Source organism: Pukyongiella litopenaei, assembly GCF_003008555.2.
GTDB classification, from domain to species: Bacteria; Pseudomonadota; Alphaproteobacteria; order Rhodobacterales; family Rhodobacteraceae; genus Pukyongiella; species Pukyongiella litopenaei.
Map to the genome: position 1 here is coordinate 2602935 of NZ_CP027665.1, position 20039 is coordinate 2622973.

Annotated in this window: 27 protein-coding genes; 21 read left to right on the plus strand and 6 right to left on the minus strand. The window is 67.6% G+C overall.

Annotated features, from left to right (window positions below; all coding sequences use genetic code 11):
* Positions 1-176 precede the first annotated feature (176 nt).
* Positions 177-866: an aquaporin Z gene (gene aqpZ / locus C6Y53_RS12960; protein ID WP_106472800.1), complete on the plus strand. Its 690-nt coding sequence runs from the start codon at positions 177-179 to the stop codon at positions 864-866.
* Positions 867-994: 128 nt separating this feature from the next.
* Here aqpZ and C6Y53_RS12965 read toward each other — a convergent pair whose 3' ends face one another.
* The 4 genes from C6Y53_RS12965 to rpsF all read right to left on the minus strand — a co-directional run bounded on the left by C6Y53_RS12965 (position 995) and on the right by rpsF (position 2896).
* Positions 995-1477 (minus strand): lytic transglycosylase domain-containing protein, encoded by a 483-nt coding sequence (locus C6Y53_RS12965; protein WP_106472801.1) that lies wholly within the window; start codon positions 1475-1477, stop codon positions 995-997.
* Between the two features lie 164 nt (positions 1478-1641).
* Positions 1642-2277: a 50S ribosomal protein L9 gene (rplI, locus tag C6Y53_RS12970; RefSeq protein WP_106472802.1), complete on the minus strand. Its 636-nt coding sequence runs from the start codon at positions 2275-2277 to the stop codon at positions 1642-1644.
* 12 nt (positions 2278-2289) lie between these two features.
* Positions 2290-2517, minus strand: a complete 228-nt coding sequence (gene rpsR, locus C6Y53_RS12975; protein WP_008328567.1) for a 30S ribosomal protein S18 — start codon at positions 2515-2517, stop codon at positions 2290-2292.
* A 25-nt stretch (positions 2518-2542) separates the two neighbouring features.
* On the minus strand, positions 2543-2896 hold the full coding sequence (rpsF, locus tag C6Y53_RS12980; protein WP_106472803.1) for a 30S ribosomal protein S6: 354 nt from the start codon (positions 2894-2896) through the stop codon (positions 2543-2545).
* A 282-nt stretch (positions 2897-3178) separates the two neighbouring features.
* Here rpsF and C6Y53_RS12985 point away from each other — a divergent pair, with 282 nt between their 5' ends.
* Entirely contained in the window at positions 3179-3790 is a 612-nt protein-coding gene (locus C6Y53_RS12985) for a YceI family protein (RefSeq protein WP_106472804.1), read from the plus strand.
* A 24-nt stretch (positions 3791-3814) separates the two neighbouring features.
* Here C6Y53_RS12985 and C6Y53_RS12990 read toward each other — a convergent pair whose 3' ends face one another.
* Complete coding sequence (locus C6Y53_RS12990; RefSeq protein WP_106472805.1) at positions 3815-5053, minus strand: cytochrome b/b6 domain-containing protein; 1239 nt, start codon at positions 5051-5053, stop codon at positions 3815-3817.
* Positions 5054-5290: 237 nt separating this feature from the next.
* On the opposite strand from C6Y53_RS12990, the gene fabD reads away from it, so the two are divergent.
* The 7 genes from fabD to mltG all read left to right on the plus strand — a co-directional run bounded on the left by fabD (position 5291) and on the right by mltG (position 11704).
* On the plus strand, positions 5291-6229 hold the full coding sequence (gene fabD / locus C6Y53_RS12995; RefSeq protein ID WP_106472806.1) for an ACP S-malonyltransferase: 939 nt from the start codon (positions 5291-5293) through the stop codon (positions 6227-6229).
* Positions 6230-6313: 84 nt separating this feature from the next.
* Positions 6314-7051, plus strand: coding sequence for a 3-oxoacyl-ACP reductase FabG (gene fabG, locus C6Y53_RS13000; RefSeq protein WP_106472807.1), 738 nt, complete (start codon positions 6314-6316; stop codon positions 7049-7051).
* Positions 7052-7383: 332 nt separating this feature from the next.
* Positions 7384-7617, plus strand: coding sequence for an acyl carrier protein (locus tag C6Y53_RS13005; protein WP_106472808.1), 234 nt, complete (start codon positions 7384-7386; stop codon positions 7615-7617).
* A gap of 130 nt (positions 7618-7747) precedes the next feature.
* Positions 7748-8284 carry a GNAT family N-acetyltransferase gene (locus tag C6Y53_RS13010; RefSeq protein ID WP_106472809.1) on the plus strand — a complete coding sequence of 179 codons (537 nt, stop codon included), beginning with the start codon at positions 7748-7750 and terminating at the stop codon, positions 8282-8284.
* A gap of 124 nt (positions 8285-8408) precedes the next feature.
* The gene (locus tag C6Y53_RS13015) at positions 8409-9152 is read left to right on the plus strand and encodes a 1-(5-phosphoribosyl)-5-[(5-phosphoribosylamino)methylideneamino]imidazole-4-carboxamide isomerase (protein WP_106472810.1); all 744 of its coding nucleotides are present in this window, start codon (positions 8409-8411) and stop codon (positions 9150-9152) included.
* A 138-nt stretch (positions 9153-9290) separates the two neighbouring features.
* Complete coding sequence (gene fabF, locus C6Y53_RS13020) at positions 9291-10550, plus strand: beta-ketoacyl-ACP synthase II (RefSeq protein ID WP_106472811.1); 1260 nt, start codon at positions 9291-9293, stop codon at positions 10548-10550.
* Positions 10550-11704: an endolytic transglycosylase MltG gene (gene mltG / locus C6Y53_RS13025; RefSeq protein ID WP_106472812.1), complete on the plus strand. Its 1155-nt coding sequence runs from the start codon at positions 10550-10552 to the stop codon at positions 11702-11704. The genes fabF and mltG overlap by 1 nt, the downstream gene beginning before the upstream one ends.
* A gap of 91 nt (positions 11705-11795) precedes the next feature.
* Here the strand turns inward: mltG and C6Y53_RS21040 are convergent, their stop codons facing one another.
* Positions 11796-12215, minus strand: a complete 420-nt coding sequence (locus C6Y53_RS21040) for a hypothetical protein (protein ID WP_211299543.1) — start codon at positions 12213-12215, stop codon at positions 11796-11798.
* On the opposite strand from C6Y53_RS21040, the gene C6Y53_RS13035 reads away from it, so the two are divergent.
* From C6Y53_RS13035 to C6Y53_RS13090, 12 genes are all read left to right on the plus strand, one after another.
* On the plus strand, positions 12193-13518 hold the full coding sequence (locus C6Y53_RS13035) for a DNA-packaging protein (protein WP_483251942.1): 1326 nt from the start codon (positions 12193-12195) through the stop codon (positions 13516-13518). The two genes, C6Y53_RS21040 and C6Y53_RS13035, sit on opposite strands and share 23 nt — an antisense overlap.
* A 135-nt stretch (positions 13519-13653) precedes the next feature.
* Positions 13654-14841, plus strand: a complete 1188-nt coding sequence (locus C6Y53_RS13040) for a phage portal protein (protein ID WP_106472815.1) — start codon at positions 13654-13656, stop codon at positions 14839-14841.
* Positions 14834-15070, plus strand: a complete 237-nt coding sequence (locus C6Y53_RS13045) for a GTA head formation protein, RCAP_rcc01685 family (protein ID WP_106472816.1) — start codon at positions 14834-14836, stop codon at positions 15068-15070. The genes C6Y53_RS13040 and C6Y53_RS13045 overlap by 8 nt, the downstream gene beginning before the upstream one ends.
* Positions 15071-15104: 34 nt before the next feature.
* Positions 15105-15662 carry an HK97 family phage prohead protease gene (locus tag C6Y53_RS13050; protein WP_106472817.1) on the plus strand — a complete coding sequence of 186 codons (558 nt, stop codon included), beginning with the start codon at positions 15105-15107 and terminating at the stop codon, positions 15660-15662.
* Positions 15663-15707: 45 nt separating this feature from the next.
* Entirely contained in the window at positions 15708-16886 is a 1179-nt protein-coding gene (locus tag C6Y53_RS13055; RefSeq protein ID WP_106472818.1) for a phage major capsid protein, read from the plus strand.
* 172 nt (positions 16887-17058) lie between these two features.
* Positions 17059-17658 carry a head-tail connector protein gene (locus tag C6Y53_RS13060; RefSeq protein ID WP_106472819.1) on the plus strand — a complete coding sequence of 200 codons (600 nt, stop codon included), beginning with the start codon at positions 17059-17061 and terminating at the stop codon, positions 17656-17658.
* A complete protein-coding gene (locus tag C6Y53_RS13065; RefSeq protein WP_106472820.1) occupies positions 17655-17993 on the plus strand; it encodes a phage head closure protein in 339 nt (112 codons plus the stop codon). Before C6Y53_RS13060 ends, C6Y53_RS13065 begins: the two co-directional genes overlap by 4 nt.
* On the plus strand, positions 17990-18403 hold the full coding sequence (locus tag C6Y53_RS13070) for a DUF3168 domain-containing protein (protein ID WP_106472821.1): 414 nt from the start codon (positions 17990-17992) through the stop codon (positions 18401-18403). Before C6Y53_RS13065 ends, C6Y53_RS13070 begins: the two co-directional genes overlap by 4 nt.
* Before the next feature lie 23 nt (positions 18404-18426).
* Positions 18427-18840, plus strand: a complete 414-nt coding sequence (locus tag C6Y53_RS13075; RefSeq protein WP_106472822.1) for a phage major tail protein, TP901-1 family — start codon at positions 18427-18429, stop codon at positions 18838-18840.
* A gap of 3 nt (positions 18841-18843) precedes the next feature.
* A complete protein-coding gene (locus C6Y53_RS13080; protein ID WP_106472823.1) occupies positions 18844-19164 on the plus strand; it encodes a gene transfer agent family protein in 321 nt (106 codons plus the stop codon).
* On the plus strand, positions 19161-19364 hold the full coding sequence (locus C6Y53_RS13085; RefSeq protein WP_106472824.1) for a rcc01693 family protein: 204 nt from the start codon (positions 19161-19163) through the stop codon (positions 19362-19364). Before C6Y53_RS13080 ends, C6Y53_RS13085 begins: the two co-directional genes overlap by 4 nt.
* Positions 19357-20019: a phage tail tape measure protein gene (locus tag C6Y53_RS13090; RefSeq protein WP_106472825.1), complete on the plus strand. Its 663-nt coding sequence runs from the start codon at positions 19357-19359 to the stop codon at positions 20017-20019. The genes C6Y53_RS13085 and C6Y53_RS13090 overlap by 8 nt, the downstream gene beginning before the upstream one ends.
* Positions 20020-20039: the final 20 nt, after the last annotated feature.

A 20039-nucleotide genomic window follows, 5' to 3' on the forward strand; every position in this document is an offset into this window, starting at 1 on the left:
CGGTTGGATGCCTCAACCATAGCATCGCCAGATGACAGCGGAATAGCAGATTGCCGGCCCCGCGCCCCGGCGCGGACGCCATGGCTGGGTGCCGGGAACCGGCCACATACCAAATATTCTAGGGCAACGCAGGATGTTGTGGTAACTTCCTCGCGTATCATTGCGGGAGACAGACGATGACCAACAAACTCTTGGCCGAATTCTTCGGCACATTCTGGCTGGTGCTGGGCGGGTGCGGCAGCGCCGTGCTGGCCGCCGGTGTCGCCGATGTCGGCATCGGCTGGCTCGGCGTGGCGCTGGCCTTCGGTCTCACGGTGATGACCATGGCCTTCGCCGTCGGCCACATCTCGGGCGGGCATTTCAACCCGGCGGTTACGCTGGGGCTGGTCATTGCCGGCCGGCACGAGGGCAGGGAACTGATCCCCTACTGGATCGCGCAGGTGATCGGCGCCATCGCGGCGGCGGCGGTCCTCTATGTGATCGTCTCGGGCGCGCCCGGCTTTGCCGGTGTCGGCGGCTTCGCCACCAACGGCTATGGCGAGGCCTCGCCGCAGGGCTATTCGATGATGTCGGCGCTGGTGATCGAGATCGTGCTGACCGCCATGTTCCTGGTGATCATTCTGGGCGCGACCTCGGCCGGGGCGCCGGCGGGCTTCGCCCCGATCGCCATCGGGCTCGGGCTGACCCTGATCCACCTGATCTCGATCCCGGTGACCAATACGTCGGTGAACCCGGCGCGCTCCACCGGGGTGGCGCTCTTCGCCGAGGGGCCCGCGCTCGCGCAGCTCTGGCTGTTCTGGGTGGCGCCGCTGATCGGCGGTGCCGTCGGCGCCGTGATCTGGAAACTGATCGGCAGCGACGACTGAAACCGCGGCGGGGCCGTATCGCGCGGCCCCGTATTCCTCTTGCCGGAAATATCCCGGGGGAGTCGCGGCCTGCCGCGACGGGGGCAGCGCCCCCGGACTCCCCCCCCCCGAACCTCCCGAACCCCGGCTCAGGGCCGCAGGCCGGTTTCCTTCAGCATCCCGCGCCGCTTGGCTTCATAGTAATAGCCGCGGGAATAGTGCTTGACGGCGGTATCGTAGCTGCCATCCGACAGCAGCCACGCCCCGCGCAGGTATTTCACCGCGAATTGCAGGTTGGTATCGGCGTCCAGCAAGTCCCCGGGGCTGCCCCTGAACCCCATCGACCGGGCGGTCGCCGGCAGGATCTGCATCAGCCCGTAATAGGGCCGGTTCACCGCCCTGGGCCGGTGCGTGCTTTCGCGAATGACCACCTTGTGCACCAGCGGCCGCGGCACCTCGTAATGGTCGGCCCAGCGGTTGATCTTCTTGCGCAGTTCCGGGGTTTCGTTCGGATAGAGCGCGGGCTCGACCGGGTCGGGCATCTTGTTGCGGGACGCGACATCCGCATCGCCGCAGGCAGCGAGCGCGAGGGGGAGCAGGACCAGAAGGCTGCGGCGCGAAAGAAGGGTCATCGGGGTATCCGGTTTCGGTTTCGGCGGCGTCCGACAGCCTAGCCACCGCGCCGCCGGGCACAAGACCCCGCCGCCCGCGACCCCGATACCGGCAAAGGATCGCCAATGGAAAAGGGCCGCGCGGCGGTGTGCCGCGCGGCCCCCTGTTGCACAGGCAGCGCCGATCAGGCGTTGGTGGTGCTGTCGCCGGCCTCGTCCTCGGCCACCGCTTCGGCGGCGGGGGCAAGGTTCTCGTCGTCCGTGGCGGCGCTCCCGATATCGTCGAACAGTTCGGCGATCTCGAATTCCGCGGCGGCCTCTTCCTCGGCGGCCAGTTCCTGGATCGACTTGCCCGACGCCTGCAGCTCGGCCTCTTCTTCCGAGCGGGCGACGTTCAGCTTGATCACCACGTCGACCTCGGGGTGCAGGTTCACATGCACGTCGTGCAGGCCCAGATCCTTGATCGGGCGGGCCAGCGCGACCTGTTTGCGGTCGAGCGAGAAGCCTGCTTCGGTGGCGGCATCGGCGGCGTCACGTGGCGTGACCGAGCCATAGAGCGCACCCGCGTCCGAGGCGGAGCGAATCACCACGAACTGCTGGCCGTCGAGCTTCTCGGCCAGCGCTTCGGCTTCTTTCCTGGATTCCAGGTTGCGCGCTTCGAGCTGCGCCTTCTGCGCCTCGAACTGCGCCACGTTGTTGTCGGAGGCGGTCAGCGCCTTGCCCTGCGGCAGCAGGAAGTTGCGGGCGTAGCCGGGCTTGACGTCGACGACATCGCCCATCTGTCCCAGCTTGGCGACACGTTCCAGAAGAATGACTTGCATCGGTCCTGCTCCTTATTTCACGGCGTAGGGCAGCAGGGCGAGAAAGCGGGCGCGCTTGATGGCGCGAGCCAGTTCACGCTGCTTCTTGGCCGATACGGCGGTGATACGCGAGGGCACGATCTTGCCGCGCTCGGAGATATACCGCTGCAGCAGCTTGGTGTCCTTGTAGTCGATCTTGGGCGCGTTGTCTCCCGAGAAGGGGCAGACCTTGCGGCGGCGGAAAAACGGTTTTGCAGCCATGGTTTGGTGTCCTTTCCTCGGGTTCTCAGCGGCGCTCGCGGCGGCCGTCGCGCTCGTCGCGCTTCTGCATCTGGACCGACGGGCCTTCCTCGTGGGCGTCGACCTTGATGGTCAGCACGCGCATCACGTCGTCATGCAGCCGCATCAGGCGTTCCATTTCCTGCACGGCCGGCGCCGGTGCGTCGGTGCGCAGATAGGCATAATGCCCCTTGCGGTTCTTGTTGATCTTGTAGGCCATCGTCTTGACGCCCCAGTATTCCTGGTCGACCAGCTTTCCGCCATTGTCGGTCAGGACGGCGCCGAAATGTTCGATGAGACCCTCGGCCTGCGTGTTGGACAGGTCCTGGCGGGCAATCATGACATGCTCGTAAAGCGGCATGTTTACTCCTGTTTCTATCAAGGCGCATTTCAAAGGTGGGGCCAGATCCCTTTCGCGGCCCCGCCACGAGAGACTGCGCGGTTCACATGGATGCGAAAGGATGGCCCCATATACACGCTTGGCCGCGCAGGGCAAGGGGCAAGGGATAAGGGGCAGACGGGCGGCGGGCGCCGGTGCTGTTCGTGCCGTCACAGGCGCTGTGGGCAGACACGGAGTTGCATGGCAGCCTGCCGGTGGTGAAATCTGGCACCACAGCCGAGCGCGAAGACAGGAGACGCGACCATGACGACCGCGACCATGAAAACCACACTGACAGCCGCAGCCCTGGCGGTTCTGCCTCTGGCCGGTATCCCGGCGGCCCATGCGGCCAGCTGGCAGGCAGACCCCGGCCATACCGAGGTGCGGGTCTATTACAACCACGCCGGGTTCTCGGAGCAATCGATCGAGTTCGGCGAGTTTACCGGCACGCTGCATTATTCCGAAGGCGATGTCGCCGGTGCCAGCGCCGATTTCGTGATCCCCGTGGCCAGCGTCGTCACCGGGGTCGAGATGTTCGACAACGACCTGCGCGGCGGCACGTTCTTCGATGTCGAGAACTATCCCGAGATCCGCTTTGTCTCGACCGCCGTCGAGCAGACCGGCGAACGCAATGCCAGGGTGACCGGGGATCTCACCATAAAGGACGTGACCAAACCGGCGACCTTCGACGTGACGCTGCACAATATCGGGCCGCATCCCGTCGGTCAGGTGTTCGATTTCTACAAGGGCACATGGCTGGGGATAACCGCCGTGTCCGAGATCAACCGGTCGGAGTGGAACATGGGCACGTTCGTCCCGATCGGTTCGGACCGGGTGCGTATCGTCATCAACGCCGAGCTGAAGGCGCAGGAGTGACGTCCGGTCGCGGCGCGGGACGGCTCAGCCCCCGCGCCGGGCCGTGAGCGCCACCGAAACCTGCACGGCGAAGGCCAGCGTGTTTTCGTCCTGGATGCCGTCGCCGATGCCGTAATCGCGCCGGTCCAGCGTGGCCTGGCCGGTCATCACGGCCCTGTCCCCGTCGATGGTCAGCGCGAACGGAAGCGTCAGCGGCATCTGGTTGCCGTTCAGCTCCAATGTCCCCTCGGCCACATAGCCGGCCTCGCGCCGGAACAGCGCGGCCTCGTAGGTGGCGGTGGCGTGGCGTTCGGCATCCAGGAAATCGGGGCCGAGCGCCTGGGCGCTGACCGACCCCAGCGCCAGCGACGGGATCGATACCTGCACCGTGACCTGCCCCGCGGGGCCGGGCGCGGCCGGGTCGTCAAAGCGGATCGCCGCGGTCCAGTCCGCGAACCTTCCCTCGACCGCCGAGCCAAGCTGGGTCACGGTGATGGACAGCAGCCCCTCCTCGACCTGCCAGTCCGAACGCAAGGGCGCGAGGGCCGGGGCGGGCGCGCCTGACGCTGCCGACCGCCCGGCAGGGGAATAGAGCCCCAGCCCGCCCCCGATGCTGACCGCGACCGCCCAGACCGCCAGTGCCGAAAGCGGAGCGACGAGCCGGTTCCGCTGCCCGTTCGGTGGCACCGGTAGATCGCCCCGGTCTGCAAGCATCCGTCGCAAAGTGTCGTCGCGGTCGATGAGGTGATGTTTCAGGGCGCCGGCCACATGCAGCAGGATGGCGACGACCAGAACCCGCTCGAGCACCACATGCAGCCCGGCGGTGAGCGCCGCCAGAGCATCGTTCCGTGGGACGAAGGGCAGCGACTGCCCCAGCGGCCAGAGAATCGGCGCGAAACCGGTCGTGGCGGCGTGGTGGACCCAGCCCGCCAGCGGCACCAGCAGGATCGAGCCATAGAGCAGCCAGTGCACGGTCTCGGCCAGCCAGGTCTCGACCCGCCGGTCCGGGTGCAGCGGCCGCGGTTTTGGCTGGGCCACAGCCCAGGCGACGCGCAGCAGGGCGGTCAGGAAAATCGCCACGCCCAGCGTCTTGTGCAGGGAAAACAGCATCGCTGCCCGCGCCAGGTCCTGCGCGCCGGGCGTGGCGCCGGGCGCGCGCACCGCGTGAGCCGCGTCATTGGCGACGATGCCCAGCGGGATGATCGCCAGGATCATCAGGACGGTCAGCCAGTGCAGCGCCCTCGCGAGGCTCCCGTATTGCGCGGCGGTGTTGTGCAAACCCATGAACGCGTCGCTCCTGTCCGTTGCCTGTCAGGATATGGACGATGGCGTCAGGCTCAAGCGGCGGCGTTGCGTGCAGGCGCACAATTCGTGTTCGGCAAGGTGTCGCGGGAAGCACGGCAAGCGGCAATTGCGGGAACCGGCTGCCCCGCCGGGGCCTGGAACGGTGGAGCCGGGCGTTGCCCTTTGGTGTCCTGCGGGCTATGCCGGGTCAGAAACTCTGGGATCAAGAGAGGGCAGATGAGCAGGGCATTCGTTTTTCCCGGTCAGGGCGCGCAGACCATCGGCATGGGCCGGGCGCTGGCCGACGCCTATCCCGCGGCAAGGGCTGTTTTCGACGAGGTTGACGACGCGCTGGGCGAAAAACTGAGCGCATTGATCTGGGATGGCGACATCGCCGATCTGACGCTGACGCAGAATGCACAGCCGGCCCTGATGGCGACATCGCTTGCCGCGATGCGGGCGCTCGAGGCCGAAGGGGTCGGGATCGACGCGGCGGATTTCGTGGCGGGGCATTCGCTGGGCGAATATTCGGCGCTGGCCGCGGCGGGCGCGATGTCGATCGCCGATACGGCGCGGCTGCTGCGCACGCGCGGGCGGGCCATGCAAGAGGCCGTGCCGGTGGGCGAGGGCGCGATGGCGGCCATTCTCGGCCTCGGGCTGGAGGATGTGCGCGCGGTGGCGGACGCGGCGGCGCAGGGCGAGGTCTGCCAGGCCGCCAATGACAACGACCCGATGCAGGTCGTGGTGTCGGGCACCCGGGCCGCGGTCGAGCGCGCCGCCGGGATCGCCAAGGAAAAGGGCGCGAAACGGGCGGTGATGTTGCCGGTCAGCGCGCCGTTTCATTGTGCGCTGATGCAGCCTGCCGCCGATGTGATGGCCGGGGCGCTGGCCGAGGTGGAAATCAGTGCGCCGGCGGTGCCGCTGGTGGCGAATGTGCGGGCGGCGCCGGTCAGCGACCCCGACGAGATCAGGGCGCTGCTGGTCGAGCAGGTCACCGGGTCGGTCCGCTGGCGCGAAAGCGTGATGTTCATGGCCGCGCAGGGTGTGACCGAAGCCTGGGAAATCGGCGCCGGCAAGGCGCTGTCGGGCATGATCCGCAAGATCGACCGGGCAATCGCCAGCCGCGCGGTGGGCACGCCTGACGAGGCGCAGGCCGCGGCGGCGGACCTGGGCTGAGGCGGGACGGATTTTCTGCGGGGTAGATCCCGCAGGGGTGTCAAACACTAGCTATGCCGCCGGAGCGTGGCAGGGAGACGGGACATGTTCGATCTGAACGGAAAGACGGCGCTGGTCACCGGGGCGTCGGGTGGTATCGGTGGCGCGATTGCGCGGACCCTTCATGATGCGGGCGCGACGGTGGGCCTGTCCGGCACGCGGGTCGAGCCGCTGCAGGCGCTGGCCGACGAACTGGGCGACCGCGCCCATGTGCTGCCCTGCAACCTGAGCGACGCCGACGCCGTGGCGGCGTTGCCGAAACAGGCGGCCGAGGCGCTGGGGTCGGTCGACATTCTGGTCAACAATGCCGGGATCACCCGCGACAACCTGTTCATGCGCATGTCCGACGAGGAATGGCAGAGCGTGATCGACGTGAACCTGACCGCGACGATGAAACTGTGCCGCGGGGTGCTGCGCGGCATGATGAAGGCGCGCTGGGGCCGGATCGTGAACATCTCGTCCGTCGTCGGGGCGACCGGCAATCCGGGGCAGGGCAATTACGCGGCCTCGAAGGCGGGCATGATCGGCATGTCGAAATCGCTGGCCTACGAAGTGGCGAGCCGGGGCATCACCGTGAACGCGGTGGCGCCGGGTTTCATCACCACCGCGATGACCGACAAGCTGACCGACGACCAGAAATCGGGCATCCTGGGCCAGGTGCCGGCCGGCCGGATGGGCGAACCCGACGAGATCGCCGCCGCGGTGCTCTATCTGGCCAGTCCCGAGGCGGGCTATGTCACCGGCAGCACGCTGCATGTGAATGGCGGCATGGCGATGATGTAACCGCCTGGCAAGGCTGGTTGTTTCGCCCCGGTCGCGCCGCGTCACCCGTGCCGTTTTCGCGCCTCGCCATTGTCGGGCGACCGCGGGCTTCCTATCTGTCAGCGGTAGCGAAATGGTGTCGCATGATCGCGCGGGCCGTGCCGATGCGAAAGCGTTTGCCAAAGGGGGCTTGTGTGCTATAGGCGGCGCATGTTTGGGTGGCCGGGCCGTGTGCTCCGGTGCACCTTCCCCGGCGATCCCGGGATCAACTGCCCGCTGCGGGCGAATACGTCCGGCCCAGGCGGGTCCGGGCAGCAATGGGCGGAATGCCCGCAATGGAATGAGGAACCGACATGAGCGACGTCGCAGACCGCGTGAAGAAAATCGTTGTTGAGCACCTGGGTGTTGAAGAAGGCAAAGTGACCGAAGCCGCCTCGTTCATCGACGATCTGGGCGCCGACAGCCTTGATACCGTGGAACTGGTGATGGCCTTCGAAGAAGAGTTCGGCATCGAGATTCCCGACGACGCCGCCGAGACCATCCAGACCTTTGGCGATGCGGTCAAGTTCATCACCGAAGCCTCCTGATCCTTCCCGGACAGGACCGGATTCAGAGCGGCGCCCCGGTGGGCGCCGTTTTTCGTTTTCGCCCGGGCCGCGCTAACCTTTCGTTGCGGAATCAGGTATAGACCCCACCGGGACAGGAGCGTTCGCGATCATGATGCGCAGCATCCCCGGCATCAACACGGCCCGGCTGACCCTGCGCGGGATGCGGCCCGAGGATTTCGACCGGTTTGCCGAGATCTGGACCCTGCCGGAAACGACCCGGTTCACCGGCGGGCCGCGCAGCCGCGCCCGGTCGTGGGATGCCTTCACGAAAAACGCGGGTCACTGGGCGATGGCCGGGTTCGGCCAATGGGCCGTGGTCGACCGGCAAAGCCGCCGCATGATCGGGCAAACCGGGTTTTTCCACGGCGGCCGCGATCTGGGCGAGGATTTCGACGCCTGCCCCGAAGCGGGCTGGGTGCTCGCACCGGAGGCCCAGGGCCAGGGGCTGGGGCTGGAAGCGGTGCGGGCCGCGCATGACTGGTTCGACCGGGTGATGCCGGGGCCGCTCTGCGCGATGGTCAACACCGACAATGTCGCGTCCCGGCATGTCGCCGCGCGGCTGGGGTATCGCGGTATGCGCGAGACGGACCATAACGGCGATTCGGTGCTGTTGCTGCGCCGCGACGGGCCGCCCGGCTGGATCTGAGCGACGCGGCGGGGCGTCACCCGGCAATCGGGACAGGCGGTGTCAAATTCGCGTGGATCGCCGCCCGCGCCCGCGTATCTGTGCTATGATCGACCCATGTGACCATCAGCGAGGGGGCAAGGTCATGTTGATCTATCCGACAATGCAATTGCAGCGCGGGCGTTGCGTGACGCTGGACCGGGGACGGCTGGATGCGGCGACGATCTGGCATGTGGACCCGGTCGAAACCGCGCATGGTTTTGCCGCCGCCGGGGCCGAATGGATGCACCTGACCGACCTCGACGCGGTCGATGGCCGGGATGACAACGCCGCGCTGGTCGACGGGATCATCCGCGCCGCCGGCATTCCCGTGCAGCTGGGCGGCGGGTTCCGCAGCCGCGAGCATGTCGAGCACTGGATCGACCGGGGCGCCGGGCGGATCGTGATCGGCACGCTGGCGGCGATCGAGCCCGACCTTGTCAGCGACCTGGCCAGGCGCCACCCGGACCAGATCGTGCTGGCGGTCGATGTCTGGAAGGGGCAGGTGATGACCGAGGGCTGGCGCAGGGCGAGCGCATTTGCACCGGATACCTTCATCGCCGCCTTTGACGAGGCCCCCCTGGCCGGGATCATCGTCACCGACATCGACGCGGATGTCGAGGAAATCGAAGCGCCTCTGGGGTTGATCTCGGGGCTGGCCGCGCGGGCGCGCACGCCGGTGATCGCATCCGGCGTGGTGCGCAGCGTCGATGACATTGCCAGGCTCAAATATGTGCACAACATCTCGGGCGTGCTGATCGGGCGGGCGCTGTTCCGCAGGGATTTCACGCTGGGTGAGGCGCTGGCCGTCGCGCGGCCTGAACCCGAACCGGTCGCCGGGTTCCGGTAGCGGTCGAATGGCGAGCCGTGGGACGGGGCGGGCAAAAGATGGCCGAAAACGGCTGACCGTCAAGGCTTTGTGCACTTGCCCCGGCGGGTTACAGCTTGATATGAGCAGTGTTCAAGGAAAACGCTGAAGGGGCAGTTGATGCGCAGAGTGGTTGTTACGGGGCTGGGGCTGGTGACACCTCTGGCCAGCGGTGTCGAGGAAAGCTGGGCTCGCATCCTGGACGGACAATCCGGCGCCGGGCCGATCACCTCGTTCGATGCGTCCGGGCTGGCCACCACCTATGCGTGCGAAGTGCCGACGGGCGATGGTGGCGACGGATCTTTCAACCCCGACGACTGGATGGAAGCCAAGGAGCGCCGCAAGGTGGGCAAGTTCATCCTGTTCGGTGTCGCCGCGGCACAGATGGCGGTGGACGATGCCGGCTGGACGCCCGAGGCCGAAGAAGACCGGCTGCGCACCGGCGTGATGATCGGGTCGGGGATCGGCGGGCTGGATTCGATTGCCGAAACCACGCTGCTGCTGCGCGACAAGGGACCGCGGCGCGTGTCGCCGTTCTTTATTCCCGGCGCGCTGATCAACCTGATTTCGGGCCAGGTGAGCATCCGGTTCGGCTTCAAGGGCCCGAACCACGCCGTGGTCACCGCCTGTTCGACCGGGGCACATGCGATCGGCGATGCCGCGCGCCTGATCAAGTATGGCGATGCCGACGTGATGGTGGCCGGCGGCGCCGAAGCCGCGATCTGCGAAATCGGCATTGCCGGGTTCAATGCCTGCAAGGCGCTGAGCACCAAGCGGGCTGACGATCCGCAGGCTGCCAGCCGTCCCTATGACGCCGATCGCGACGGGTTCGTGATGGGCGAGGGCGCGGGTGTCGTGGTGCTGGAGGAATACGAACACGCCAAGGCGCGCGGTGCGAAAATCTATGCCGAGGTGCTGGGCTACGGGCTTTCGGGGGACGCCTATCACATCACCGCGCCGAGCGAAGACGGCGACGGCGGCGAACGGTCGATGCGCGCGGCGCTGTCCGATGCGGGGCTGGAACCGGCGGATATCGACTATATCAACGCGCATGGGACATCGACCATGGCCGACGTGATCGAACTGTCGGCGGTCGAACGGCTGCTGGGCCAGTCCGCGGGCAAGGTCACCATGTCCTCGACCAAATCCGCCACCGGCCACCTGCTGGGCGCGGCGGGCGCGATCGAGGCGATCTTTTCGATCCTCGCGATTCGCGATCAGGTCGCGCCGCCGACGATCAACCTGGACAACCCGGCGGTTGAAACGCCGGTGGACCTGGCGCCGAACGCGAAAAGGGAACGCGAAATCAATGTCGCGTTGTCAAACTCGTTCGGCTTTGGCGGCACCAATGCGAGCGTCCTGTTTGGAAAGGCCAGCTGATGTGGCGCAGCATTGCGTCGAACACGCTGACGCTGCTGATCGTCGGGCTGTTCCTGTTGGGCGGGCTGATCCTCTGGGGGCAGCGCCAATACGAAACGACCGGCCCGCTCGATGCGGCGATCTGCCTGCGTGTCGAACGCGGCAGCAACATGAAGGCAGTCAGCCGTGATCTGGAAGCGCAGGGCGCGATCACGAACGGCATGATCTTTCGGCTTGGCGCCGACTATGACGACAAGGCCGGCAGGCTGAAGGCGGGCAGTTTCCTGGTGCCGGCCGGGGCGTCGATGGAGGAGATCGTCGATGCCGTGACCCGTGGTGGCGCCAGCACATGTGGCACCGAGATCGTCTATCGGATCGGGGTGACGCGCGTGACCGCCCAGCTGCGGGATCTCGATCCGGAAACGGGGCAGTTCGCCGAGGTTGCCGCCTTTGATCCCCTGGCCGAGGACGAGCCGGGTGTCTTTGCCGAGAAACGCGCGGAGCCCGATACCCGGTACCGGATCGCGATGGCCGAAGGCGTGACGAGCTGGCAGGTGGCCGAGGGGCTCAAGGCGGCGAAATTCCTGGCCGGCGATGTGGACGAGGTGCCGCCCGAGGGGATGCTGGCGCCGGACAGCTACGAGGTGACGGCCGGTGCCGATCGCGCGGCGCTGCTGGGCCAGATGCAGGAGGCGCAGCAGCTGCGTCTGAACTCGGCCTGGGAGAGCCGCGCCGAGGGGCTGCCGCTGCGCACGCCGGAGGAGTTGCTGATCCTCGCCTCGATCATCGAAAAGGAAACCGGGGTGCCGGAGGAACGCGGAGCGGTGGCCAGCGTGTTCGTCAACCGGCTGGAGCAGGGCATGAGGCTGCAGACCGACCCGACGGTGATCTATGGTATCACCAAGGGCAAGGCGGTGCTGGGCCGTGGGCTGCGGCAGAGCGAGCTGCGCACCAGAACGCCCTGGAACACCTATGTCATTCCGGCCCTTCCGCCGACACCGATCGCCAACCCCGGACAGGCCAGCCTGGAGGCGGCGGCCGATCCGGACAGCACGTCCTATGTCTTTTTCGTGGCCGATGGCAGCGGGGGCCATGCCTTTGCCGAAACGCTGGAAGAGCATAATCGCAATGTCGCCAAATGGCGCGAGATCGAGGCACAGCGGGCAAGCGATTAAGATTTTCTCAACCATGGCGGACGGTTAACCGTTGCGCCTGTTGCGTTTCCGCTTGACTCGTCGCGCGGTTTCGCGTATAGGTTGTGTCAAGCTAGAAGAAGTGGGTGAACGGCCGCGGGATGACCTCCCGTCGGCCGTTTTTCATTTCTCTCGTGCGGAGATCACTCTCGCATGAGGTCAAAGAGCAGACATGACTTTGATTACCCCGGAGGAGCGGGTTTCGCAGACGGCCGAGTTGCTTCAGTCGCTGCAGAATTCGATTCGCGAGTTGCGGCAGATGGCGCAAGACCTGAAACGGCAGCTCGAGAACGGGGAGGAAGCGGATATCACAGGCAGCAGCCGGCAGGTGGCGCAGACCGTTGGTCTGATCCGATCCTGCCAGAAGGTGGAGGAGTGTTTTGTCGAACAGCAACACCGACAGGCCGGAATTGCGCGCGGCGGATACGCGCTCGACCTTGTGCAGGCTCGATTTGAGATCGGGTGCCGCCTTGGTCGCCTCCGCAGGTGCCACGGCGGAGGACGCGTTCCTGAATGAACTCAGCGAGGGAGAGCTATGCGCTCTCCCTTTCCTGTTCGAGTTCTGGGCATTGCCGCACCAGCTGCCGCCGGCGGGAGACTGGCGGTCCTGGGTCATTCTCGGCGGGCGCGGCGCGGGCAAGACGCGCGCCGGGGCGGAATGGGTGCGCGCGCAGGTCGAGGGCGCTAGGCCGCTGGACCGGGGCCATGCGCGGCGGGTCGCGCTGGTGGGCGAGACCTATGACCAGGTGCGCGAGGTGATGATCAAGGGCGACAGCGGTATCCTGGCCTGTTCGCCGCCTGACCGGCGGCCGGTCTGGAAGGCGTCGGAGCGCAAGCTGATCTGGGACAACGGTGCCGAGGCGCAGGTGTTTTCGGCGCAGGATCCCGAGGGGCTGCGAGGGCCGCAATTCGATGCCGCCTGGGTCGATGAGCTGGCCAAGTGGAAGAAGGCCGGGGAGACCTGGGACATGTTGCAATTCGCGTTGCGGCTGGGCGAGCACCCGCAGGTCTGCGTGACCACGACGCCGCGCAACGTGGCGCTGCTCAAGGATCTGCTGGCCGCCGCATCGACGGTGACCACCCATGCGCCCACCGAGGCGAACCGCGCGAACTTGGCGGCGGGGTTCCTCAGGGAAGTGCGCGCGCGCTATGCCGGAACGCGGCTGGGGCGGCAGGAGCTGGATGGGGTGCTGGTGGCCGAGGCCGAAGGGGCGCTGTGGACCGGGGCGATGCTGGAAGCCGCAAAGGGACAACGGGTCCCGGCGCTGGACCGGGTCGTGGTTGCGCTGGACCCCGCGGTGAGCAGCGGCGCGGGCGCGGATGCCTGTGGCATCGTGGTGGCCGGGGTGCAGATGCAGGGGCCGCCGCAGAACTGGCGCGCCTGGGTGCTGGAGGATTGCACGGTGCAGGGCAAGGGCCCGCTGGGCTGGGCCCGCGCGGCGGTGGCGGCGATGCAGCGTCACGGCGCGGACCGGCTGGTGGCCGAGGTCAACCAGGGCGGGCGGCTGGTCGAGGAGGTGCTGCGGCAGGTGGACCCGCTGGTGCCCTATCGCGCGGTTCACGCCAGTCGCGGAAAGGTGGCGCGGGCCGAGCCGGTCGCGGCGCTCTATGAACAGGGCCGGGTGCGGCACGCGGCGGGCCTGGGCGATCTGGAGGACCAGATGTGCCTGATGACGCTGCGCGGGTTCGAAGGTGCCGGATCGCCCGACCGCGTGGACGCGCTGGTCTGGGCGCTGCACGACCTGATGATCGCGCCGGCGGCGGCGTGGAAGAGGCCGCGGGTGCGCGCCCTCTGAACACACCCGGTCGGGGTGTTGCGAAAGCGCCGCGCGGTGGCTTTCGGAAATCTTCCGGAATTGCAGGCAAAAGGGTTCGCGAAGGGCCGGAAGGCGGCTTTGGCGGGCCGTGGGGATCACACAGGAGCATCGGGAATGGTATTTGATTTCTTGCGTCGCGGAGCCGGGCAGGGCGCGCCGGAAGCCAAGGCGAGCGCCACCGGGCCGGTGGTTGCCTGGCATGGCGCGGGCCGGGTTGCGTGGAGCGCGCGCGACACCGCGTCGCTGACCCGCACCGGGTTCGCGGGCAACCCGGTGGGGTTCCGGTCGGTCAAGCTGATCGCCGAGGCGGCCTCGGCCCTGCCGCTGGTGTTGCAGGACCGCGAGCGCCGCTATGAGACGCATCCGCTGCTGTCGCTGGTGACCCGGCCGAACCCGGCCCAGGGGCGCGCCGAGTTGCTGGAGGCGCTGTTCGGACAGCTGTTGCTGTCGGGCGATGCCTATGTCGAGGCGGTGGGCGGCGAGGGTGGCGTTCCGGTCGAGCTGCATGTGCTGCGGTCGGACCGGATGAAGGTGGTGCCCGGGCGTGACGGCTGGCCGGTGGCCTATGAATACAGCGTCGGCGCGCGCAAGCATCGGTTCGATGCCTCCGGGGCGCTGTCTCCGATCTGCCATATCCGCAGTTTCCATCCACAGGACGATCACTACGGCTTTGCGCCGATGCAGGCGGCGGCGACGGCGGTGGATGTCCACAACGCGGCGTCGCGCTGGTCGAAATCGTTGCTGGACAACGCGGCGCGGCCGTCGGGCGCGCTGGTCTGGAAAGGCGCGGACGGGCAGGGCGTGATGGCGCAGGAACAGTTCGACCGCCTGTCCGACGAGATTGCCGCCAATTACCAGGGCGCCCGCAATGCGGGGCGGCCGATGGTGCTGGAAGGCGGTCTGGACTGGAAGCCGATGGGGTTCTCGCCCAGCGACATGGAGTTCCAGAAGACCAAGGATGCCGCGGCGCGGGAAATCGCGTTGGCATTCGGCGTGCCGCCGATGCTGCTGGGCATCCAGGGGGACGCGACCTATGCCAATTATCAGGAGGCCAACCGGGCTTTTTATCGCCTCACGGTGCTGCCGCTGGCGACGCGGGTGGCGGCGGCGCTGTCGGACTGGCTGTCGGGCTATGCCGGCGAGGCGCTGGAACTGAAGCCGGATCTGGATCAGGTGCCCGCACTCGCGGCCGAGCGTGACGCGCAATGGGCGCGGGTTGCGGCGGCGGAATTCCTGACCGACGCCGAGAAACGGGCGATCCTGGGCCTGCCGGCATTGCCGGAAGGCGGGGCCGATGGATGACCTGCGGGGGCGGTTCGAAACGTTCGAATGCGCGCCGGGACTGAGGCTTGCCGCCCATGAACGGGTCAGCGCAATCCATCACGAGAACCTCAACCGCCGGCTCGACCGGCTGGAAGAGTTGATGGAGCGGCTGGAAAGACGGCTGTGGCTGGCGGTTTACGGCGTGGCGGCGGCGATCCTGACGCAGGCGGTGCGGATGGTGTTGATGGCCGGCCCGGCGGCGGGATGAGCCCGGAACGGCAAGCAAGACGGGAGAGATGACAATGAGCTACGAAACCGGGTTGGAAACGAAATTCGCCCGTGCCGGCGAGGGGCTGACCCTGGGCGCGGATGCCGCGATCGAGGGCTATGCGAGCCTGTTCGGTGTGGCCGACCAGGGGGGCGACCTCGTGCAGAAGGGCGCCTATGCCGCATCGCTGACGGCGCTGGGCGCGGCGGGGCGCAAGGTGAAGATGCTGTGGCAGCACGACCCGGCGCAGCCGATCGGGGTCTGGGACGAGGTCCGCGAGGACGATCGCGGCCTGTGGGTCAAGGGACGCCTTCTGGAGAGCACGCGTCTGGGCCGCGAGGCGGCGGCGCTGGTTGCGGCGGGTGCGATCGACGGGCTGTCGATCGGCTATCGCACCAAGCGGGCTGCGAAAGACGACAAGGGCCGGCGGCTCTTGCAGGAACTGGAGCTTTGGGAAGTGTCTCTGGTGACCTTTCCGATGCTGCCCAGTGCGCGGGTGGCGGCAAAGGGCGAAACGCCCGGCGCCGACGATGCCCTGCGTGAATTGGCGGCGGCGCTTTCGGGCGCGCGGCTGGAGCTGGCGCGCGGTTAGGCGCCGAATACCAAACCTCAACATCAACCCCAGAGGGATGTGCCGATGAGCAGGACCGAAATTTCGGCCTTGGGCGGGAGGGCTGTGCCCGCGGTTCAGGAAGTCAAACAGGCGATTGCCGGCTTTGTGAGCGAGTTCAAGGGCTTTCAGGACGACATGAAATCGAAACTTCAGCAAACGGAAGAGAGGCTGACCATGCTGGATCGCAAATCTCAAATCGCGGCGCGTCCGCATCTGGCCGCCGAGGCGGATACCGGCGCGCCGCATCAGAAGGCGTTCGACGCCTATCTGCGCAATGGCGATGACGATGCGCTGCGCGGGCTGGAGGTCGATGCCAAGTCGATGTCCACCGCCGTCAATGGCGATGGCGGGTTCCTGGTCGATCCGCAGACCTCGGAAACCGTCCAGTCGGTGCTGAAATCGGCGGTGTCGATCCGTGCGATCGCATCGGTGGTGCATGTGGAGGCGACGTCCTATGACGTGCTGGTGGACCATTCCGACGCCGGTGCCGGCTGGGCCACCGAGACCGATGCCCGGACCGAAACCGGCACCCCTCAGATCGACCGGATTTCGATCCCGCTGCATGAGCTGAGCGCGCTGCCCAAGGCATCGCAGCGCCTGCTGGATGACAGTGCGTTCGATATCGAGGGCTGGCTGGCCGGACGGATCGCCGACCGGTTTGCCCGTGCCGAGGCCGAGGCCTTTGTCACTGGCGATGGCGTGGACAAGCCGCGCGGGTTCCTGAGCCATGCCAAGGTGGACAACGATGTCTGGACCTGGGGCAATATCGGCTATGTGCCCACCGGTATCGATGGGGTGGTGACCGGCGATGCGGTGATCGATCTGGTATATGCGCTGGACGCGCAATACCGCGCCAATGGCTGCTTTGTCATGAATTCCAAGACCGCGGGCGCGCTGCGCAAGCTGAAGGACAATGACGGCCGGTTCCTGTGGTCGGACGGTCTCGCTGCCGGTGAACCGGCGCGCCTGCTGGGCTATCCGGTGGTGATCGCCGAGGACATGCCGGACCCTGCCGCCGACAGCTTTTCGGTCGCGTTTGGTGACTTCGCCTCCGGTTACACCGTGGCCGAGCGTCCGGACCTGCGGGTGCTGCGCGATCCGTTCAGCGCCAAGCCGCATGTGCTGTTCTACGCGACCAAGCGCGTGGGCGGTGACGTGAGCGATTTTGCCGCGATCAAGCTGCTGAAATTCGGCGCCGCCTGAGGGCGCCGGATGCGGGGCCGGTAAACGGTCCCGTGGCGGGCGTGCGTCTCCGAGATGGGACTCCATGTTGTCTAGCTGCTCCCCTCCGTCCGAGCGACGTGGAGCGGCGCGCGCCCGCCGACACCCAGGAACGACCACGGCCCGGAGGGGGCGCAGATTGCGGAGTGACAGGATGATGTTGATCGAGGAGACCGCCATACCGGACGCAGCCCTGCCGGTGGCCCGGTTCAAGGCGCATTTGCGGTTGGGCACCGGGTTCGGCGAGGACGGGCTGCAGGACGATGTGCTGAAGGGGTTTCTGCGGGCGGCCATCGCCGCTGTCGAGGCCCGCACCGGCAAGGTGCTGATCGAGCGCGCCTTTGGCTGGACCCTGAACCATTGGCGCGACGCGGCGGGCCAGCGATTGCCGGTCACGCCGGTTCAGGCCGTGACGGCGGTGACGGTCGTGGATGGAGGGGGCGCCGAAACGCCGGTCGTCCCGGCGACCTTCCGGCTGGAACGGGATGCGGAACGCCCGGTGCTGCGGCCGGTGTCGGGTCACCTGCCGTCGATCCCGCCGGGGGGATCGGTGCGCGTCGGCCTGCTGGCGGGCATGGCGGCGGATTGGGGCGGGCTGCCGGCCGATCTCGGCCAGGCGGTGCTGCTGCTGGCGGCGCATTACTATGAATACCGGGACGAGACCGCGTTGGGCTATGGCTGCATGCCGTTCGGCGTGACCAGCCTGCTGCAACGGTATCGTCCGCTGCGGGTCAGCGTCGGGGTGCTGCAATGAAGGCGCCCAGGCTGAACCGGCAGCTGGTGCTCGAGGCACCGATGAGCCAGCCCGACGGGGCGGGTGGGTTTTCCCGCGACTGGGTGGCGCTGGGCACGTTGTGGGCAGAGCTCACGGCGCGCACCGGGCGCGAGCGGTCGGCGGGGGGAGGGACCGTATCCGAGGTCGGGTATCGGATCACGGTGCGGGCGGCCCCGGTGGGCTCGCTGGCCCGGCCGCTGCCCGATCAGCGGTTCCGCCTCGGGGCGCGCCTGTTCACGATCCGGGCGGTGGCCGACGCGGGCGCGGCCGGCCGTTACCTGACCTGTTTCGCGGATGAGGAGGTGGCGGCATGAGCTATGGCATGTCCGCATCCCTGCAGAGGGCCGTCTACCAGCGGTTGCTGGGGAATGCCGCGTTGCAGGCGCTGGTCGGAACGGCGGTGTTCGACGCGTTGCCGTCGGGGGATCTGCCCCGGACTTATGTGAGCCTCGGCCCCGAGGAGGTGCGCGATGCATCGGACGCGAGCGGGCCGGCGGCCACGCATCGCTTCACGGTGTCGGTCGTGTCGACCGAGGCGGGATTTTGCAGCGCCAAGGGCATCGCGGCGGCGATCACCGATACGCTTGCGGCCGGTGATCTGGAACTGGGCCGGGGACGGCTCGCGGGGCTCTGGTTCGAGCGGGCCAGCGCCCGGCGCAGCGGCCGGGCGGGGCAGGTGCGGCGGATCGATCTGCGGTTCCGCGCGCATGTGGAAGACGACTGACAACGATATCCAGGAGAAACGCTATGGGTGCCCAGAACGGCAAGGATCTGTTGGTGAAGGTGGACATGACCAGCGATGGCCAGTTCCAGACGATCGCGGGGCTGCGCGCCACGCGAGTGAGTTTCAACGCTGAAAGCGTGGACGTGACGACGCTGGACAGCCAGGGCGGCTGGCGCGAGCTGCTGGGAGGGGCGGGCGTGCGGTCGGCCTCGATCTCGGGGTCGGGCGTGTTCCGCGATGCGGATACGGATGAACGCGCGCGGCAGTTGTTCTTTGACGGGGAAACGCCGGATTTCCAGGTGATCATCCCCGATTTCGGGATCGTCGAGGGGCCGTTCCAGGTCACGTCGATCGAATATGCCGGCAGCCACAATGGCGAAGCGACCTATGAGATGTCGCTGGCGAGCGCGGGCGCGCTGAGCTTCACGGCGCTTTGAGCCATGATCAATCCGTGGCGGGGCGAGGTTGCGCTGGTAGTCGATGGCAACCGGCGGGTGCTGAAGCTGACATTGGGCGCGCTGGCCGAGCTCGAACAGGACCTGGCGACCGGCACGCTGGTCGACCTGGTGCAACGTTTCGAGAGCGGGCGGTTTTCGAGCGGTGATGTGCTGGCGCTGGTGGTCGCGGGGTTGCGTGGCGGCGGGCATGACATCGCACGCGGCGATCTGCTGAGCGCGGAGATCGAGGGTGGCCCGATGGCGGCGGCACGGGCAGCGGCGGAGTTGCTGGCGCGAGCCTTCATGCTGCCCGGCGAGACATGAACCGGTTCGACTGGCCCGCGCTGATGCGGGCCGGGATGCAGGGGCTGCGGCTGACGCCCGACGCGTTCTGGTCGCTCACGCCCGCCGAGTTGCGGCTGATGCTGGGGCAGGCATCGGGACTGGCGCCGCTGAACCGTGACGGGCTGGAGGCGTTGATCGCCGCCTATCCCGATCTCAAGGAAGGAGTGCAGGATGCATGATGGCGAGGGAATGTCCGAACTGGAGGACCGTGCCGATGCGCTGGGCGACAGCCTGGGTGCGGCGGCGGGCATGGCGGCGGGGTTCGACGCCGAACTGCGGCGGATCCGCGAAGCCTTTGCCGGCACCGGGCGCGATGCCGCCACGCTCGAGCGCGGTCTGTCGAAAGGGTTGCGGCGCGCGTTCGACGGTGTCGCATTCGACGGCATGAAACTGTCGGACGCGCTGGAAACGGTGGCGCGGTCGATGATCCAGACCACCTATTCGGCCGCGGTCAAGCCGGTGGCGAACCATCTCGGCGGGATGCTGGCGCTGGGCGTGAATGGCATCGTGTCCGGCCTGTTGCCCTTTGCCGATGGTGGCAGCTTTTCGCAGGGCCGGGTGATGCCCTTTGCCAATGGCGGTGTCGTCAGCGGGCCGGTGGCGTTCCCGATGCGCGGCGGCATGGGCCTGATGGGGGAAGCCGGGCCGGAAGCGATCATGCCATTGGCGCGGGGCGCCGATGGCCGGCTCGGTGTGCGCAGCCAGGGCGGCGGGCGGCCGGTGCAGGTGGTGATGAACATCTCGACCCCTGACGCCGAGGGTTTCCGGCGCAGCCAGGGGCAGATCGCGGCGCAGATGAGCCGCGTTTTGGGGCGCGGCAACCGGAACCGCTGAGCAGCAAGAAGGAGAGGGGA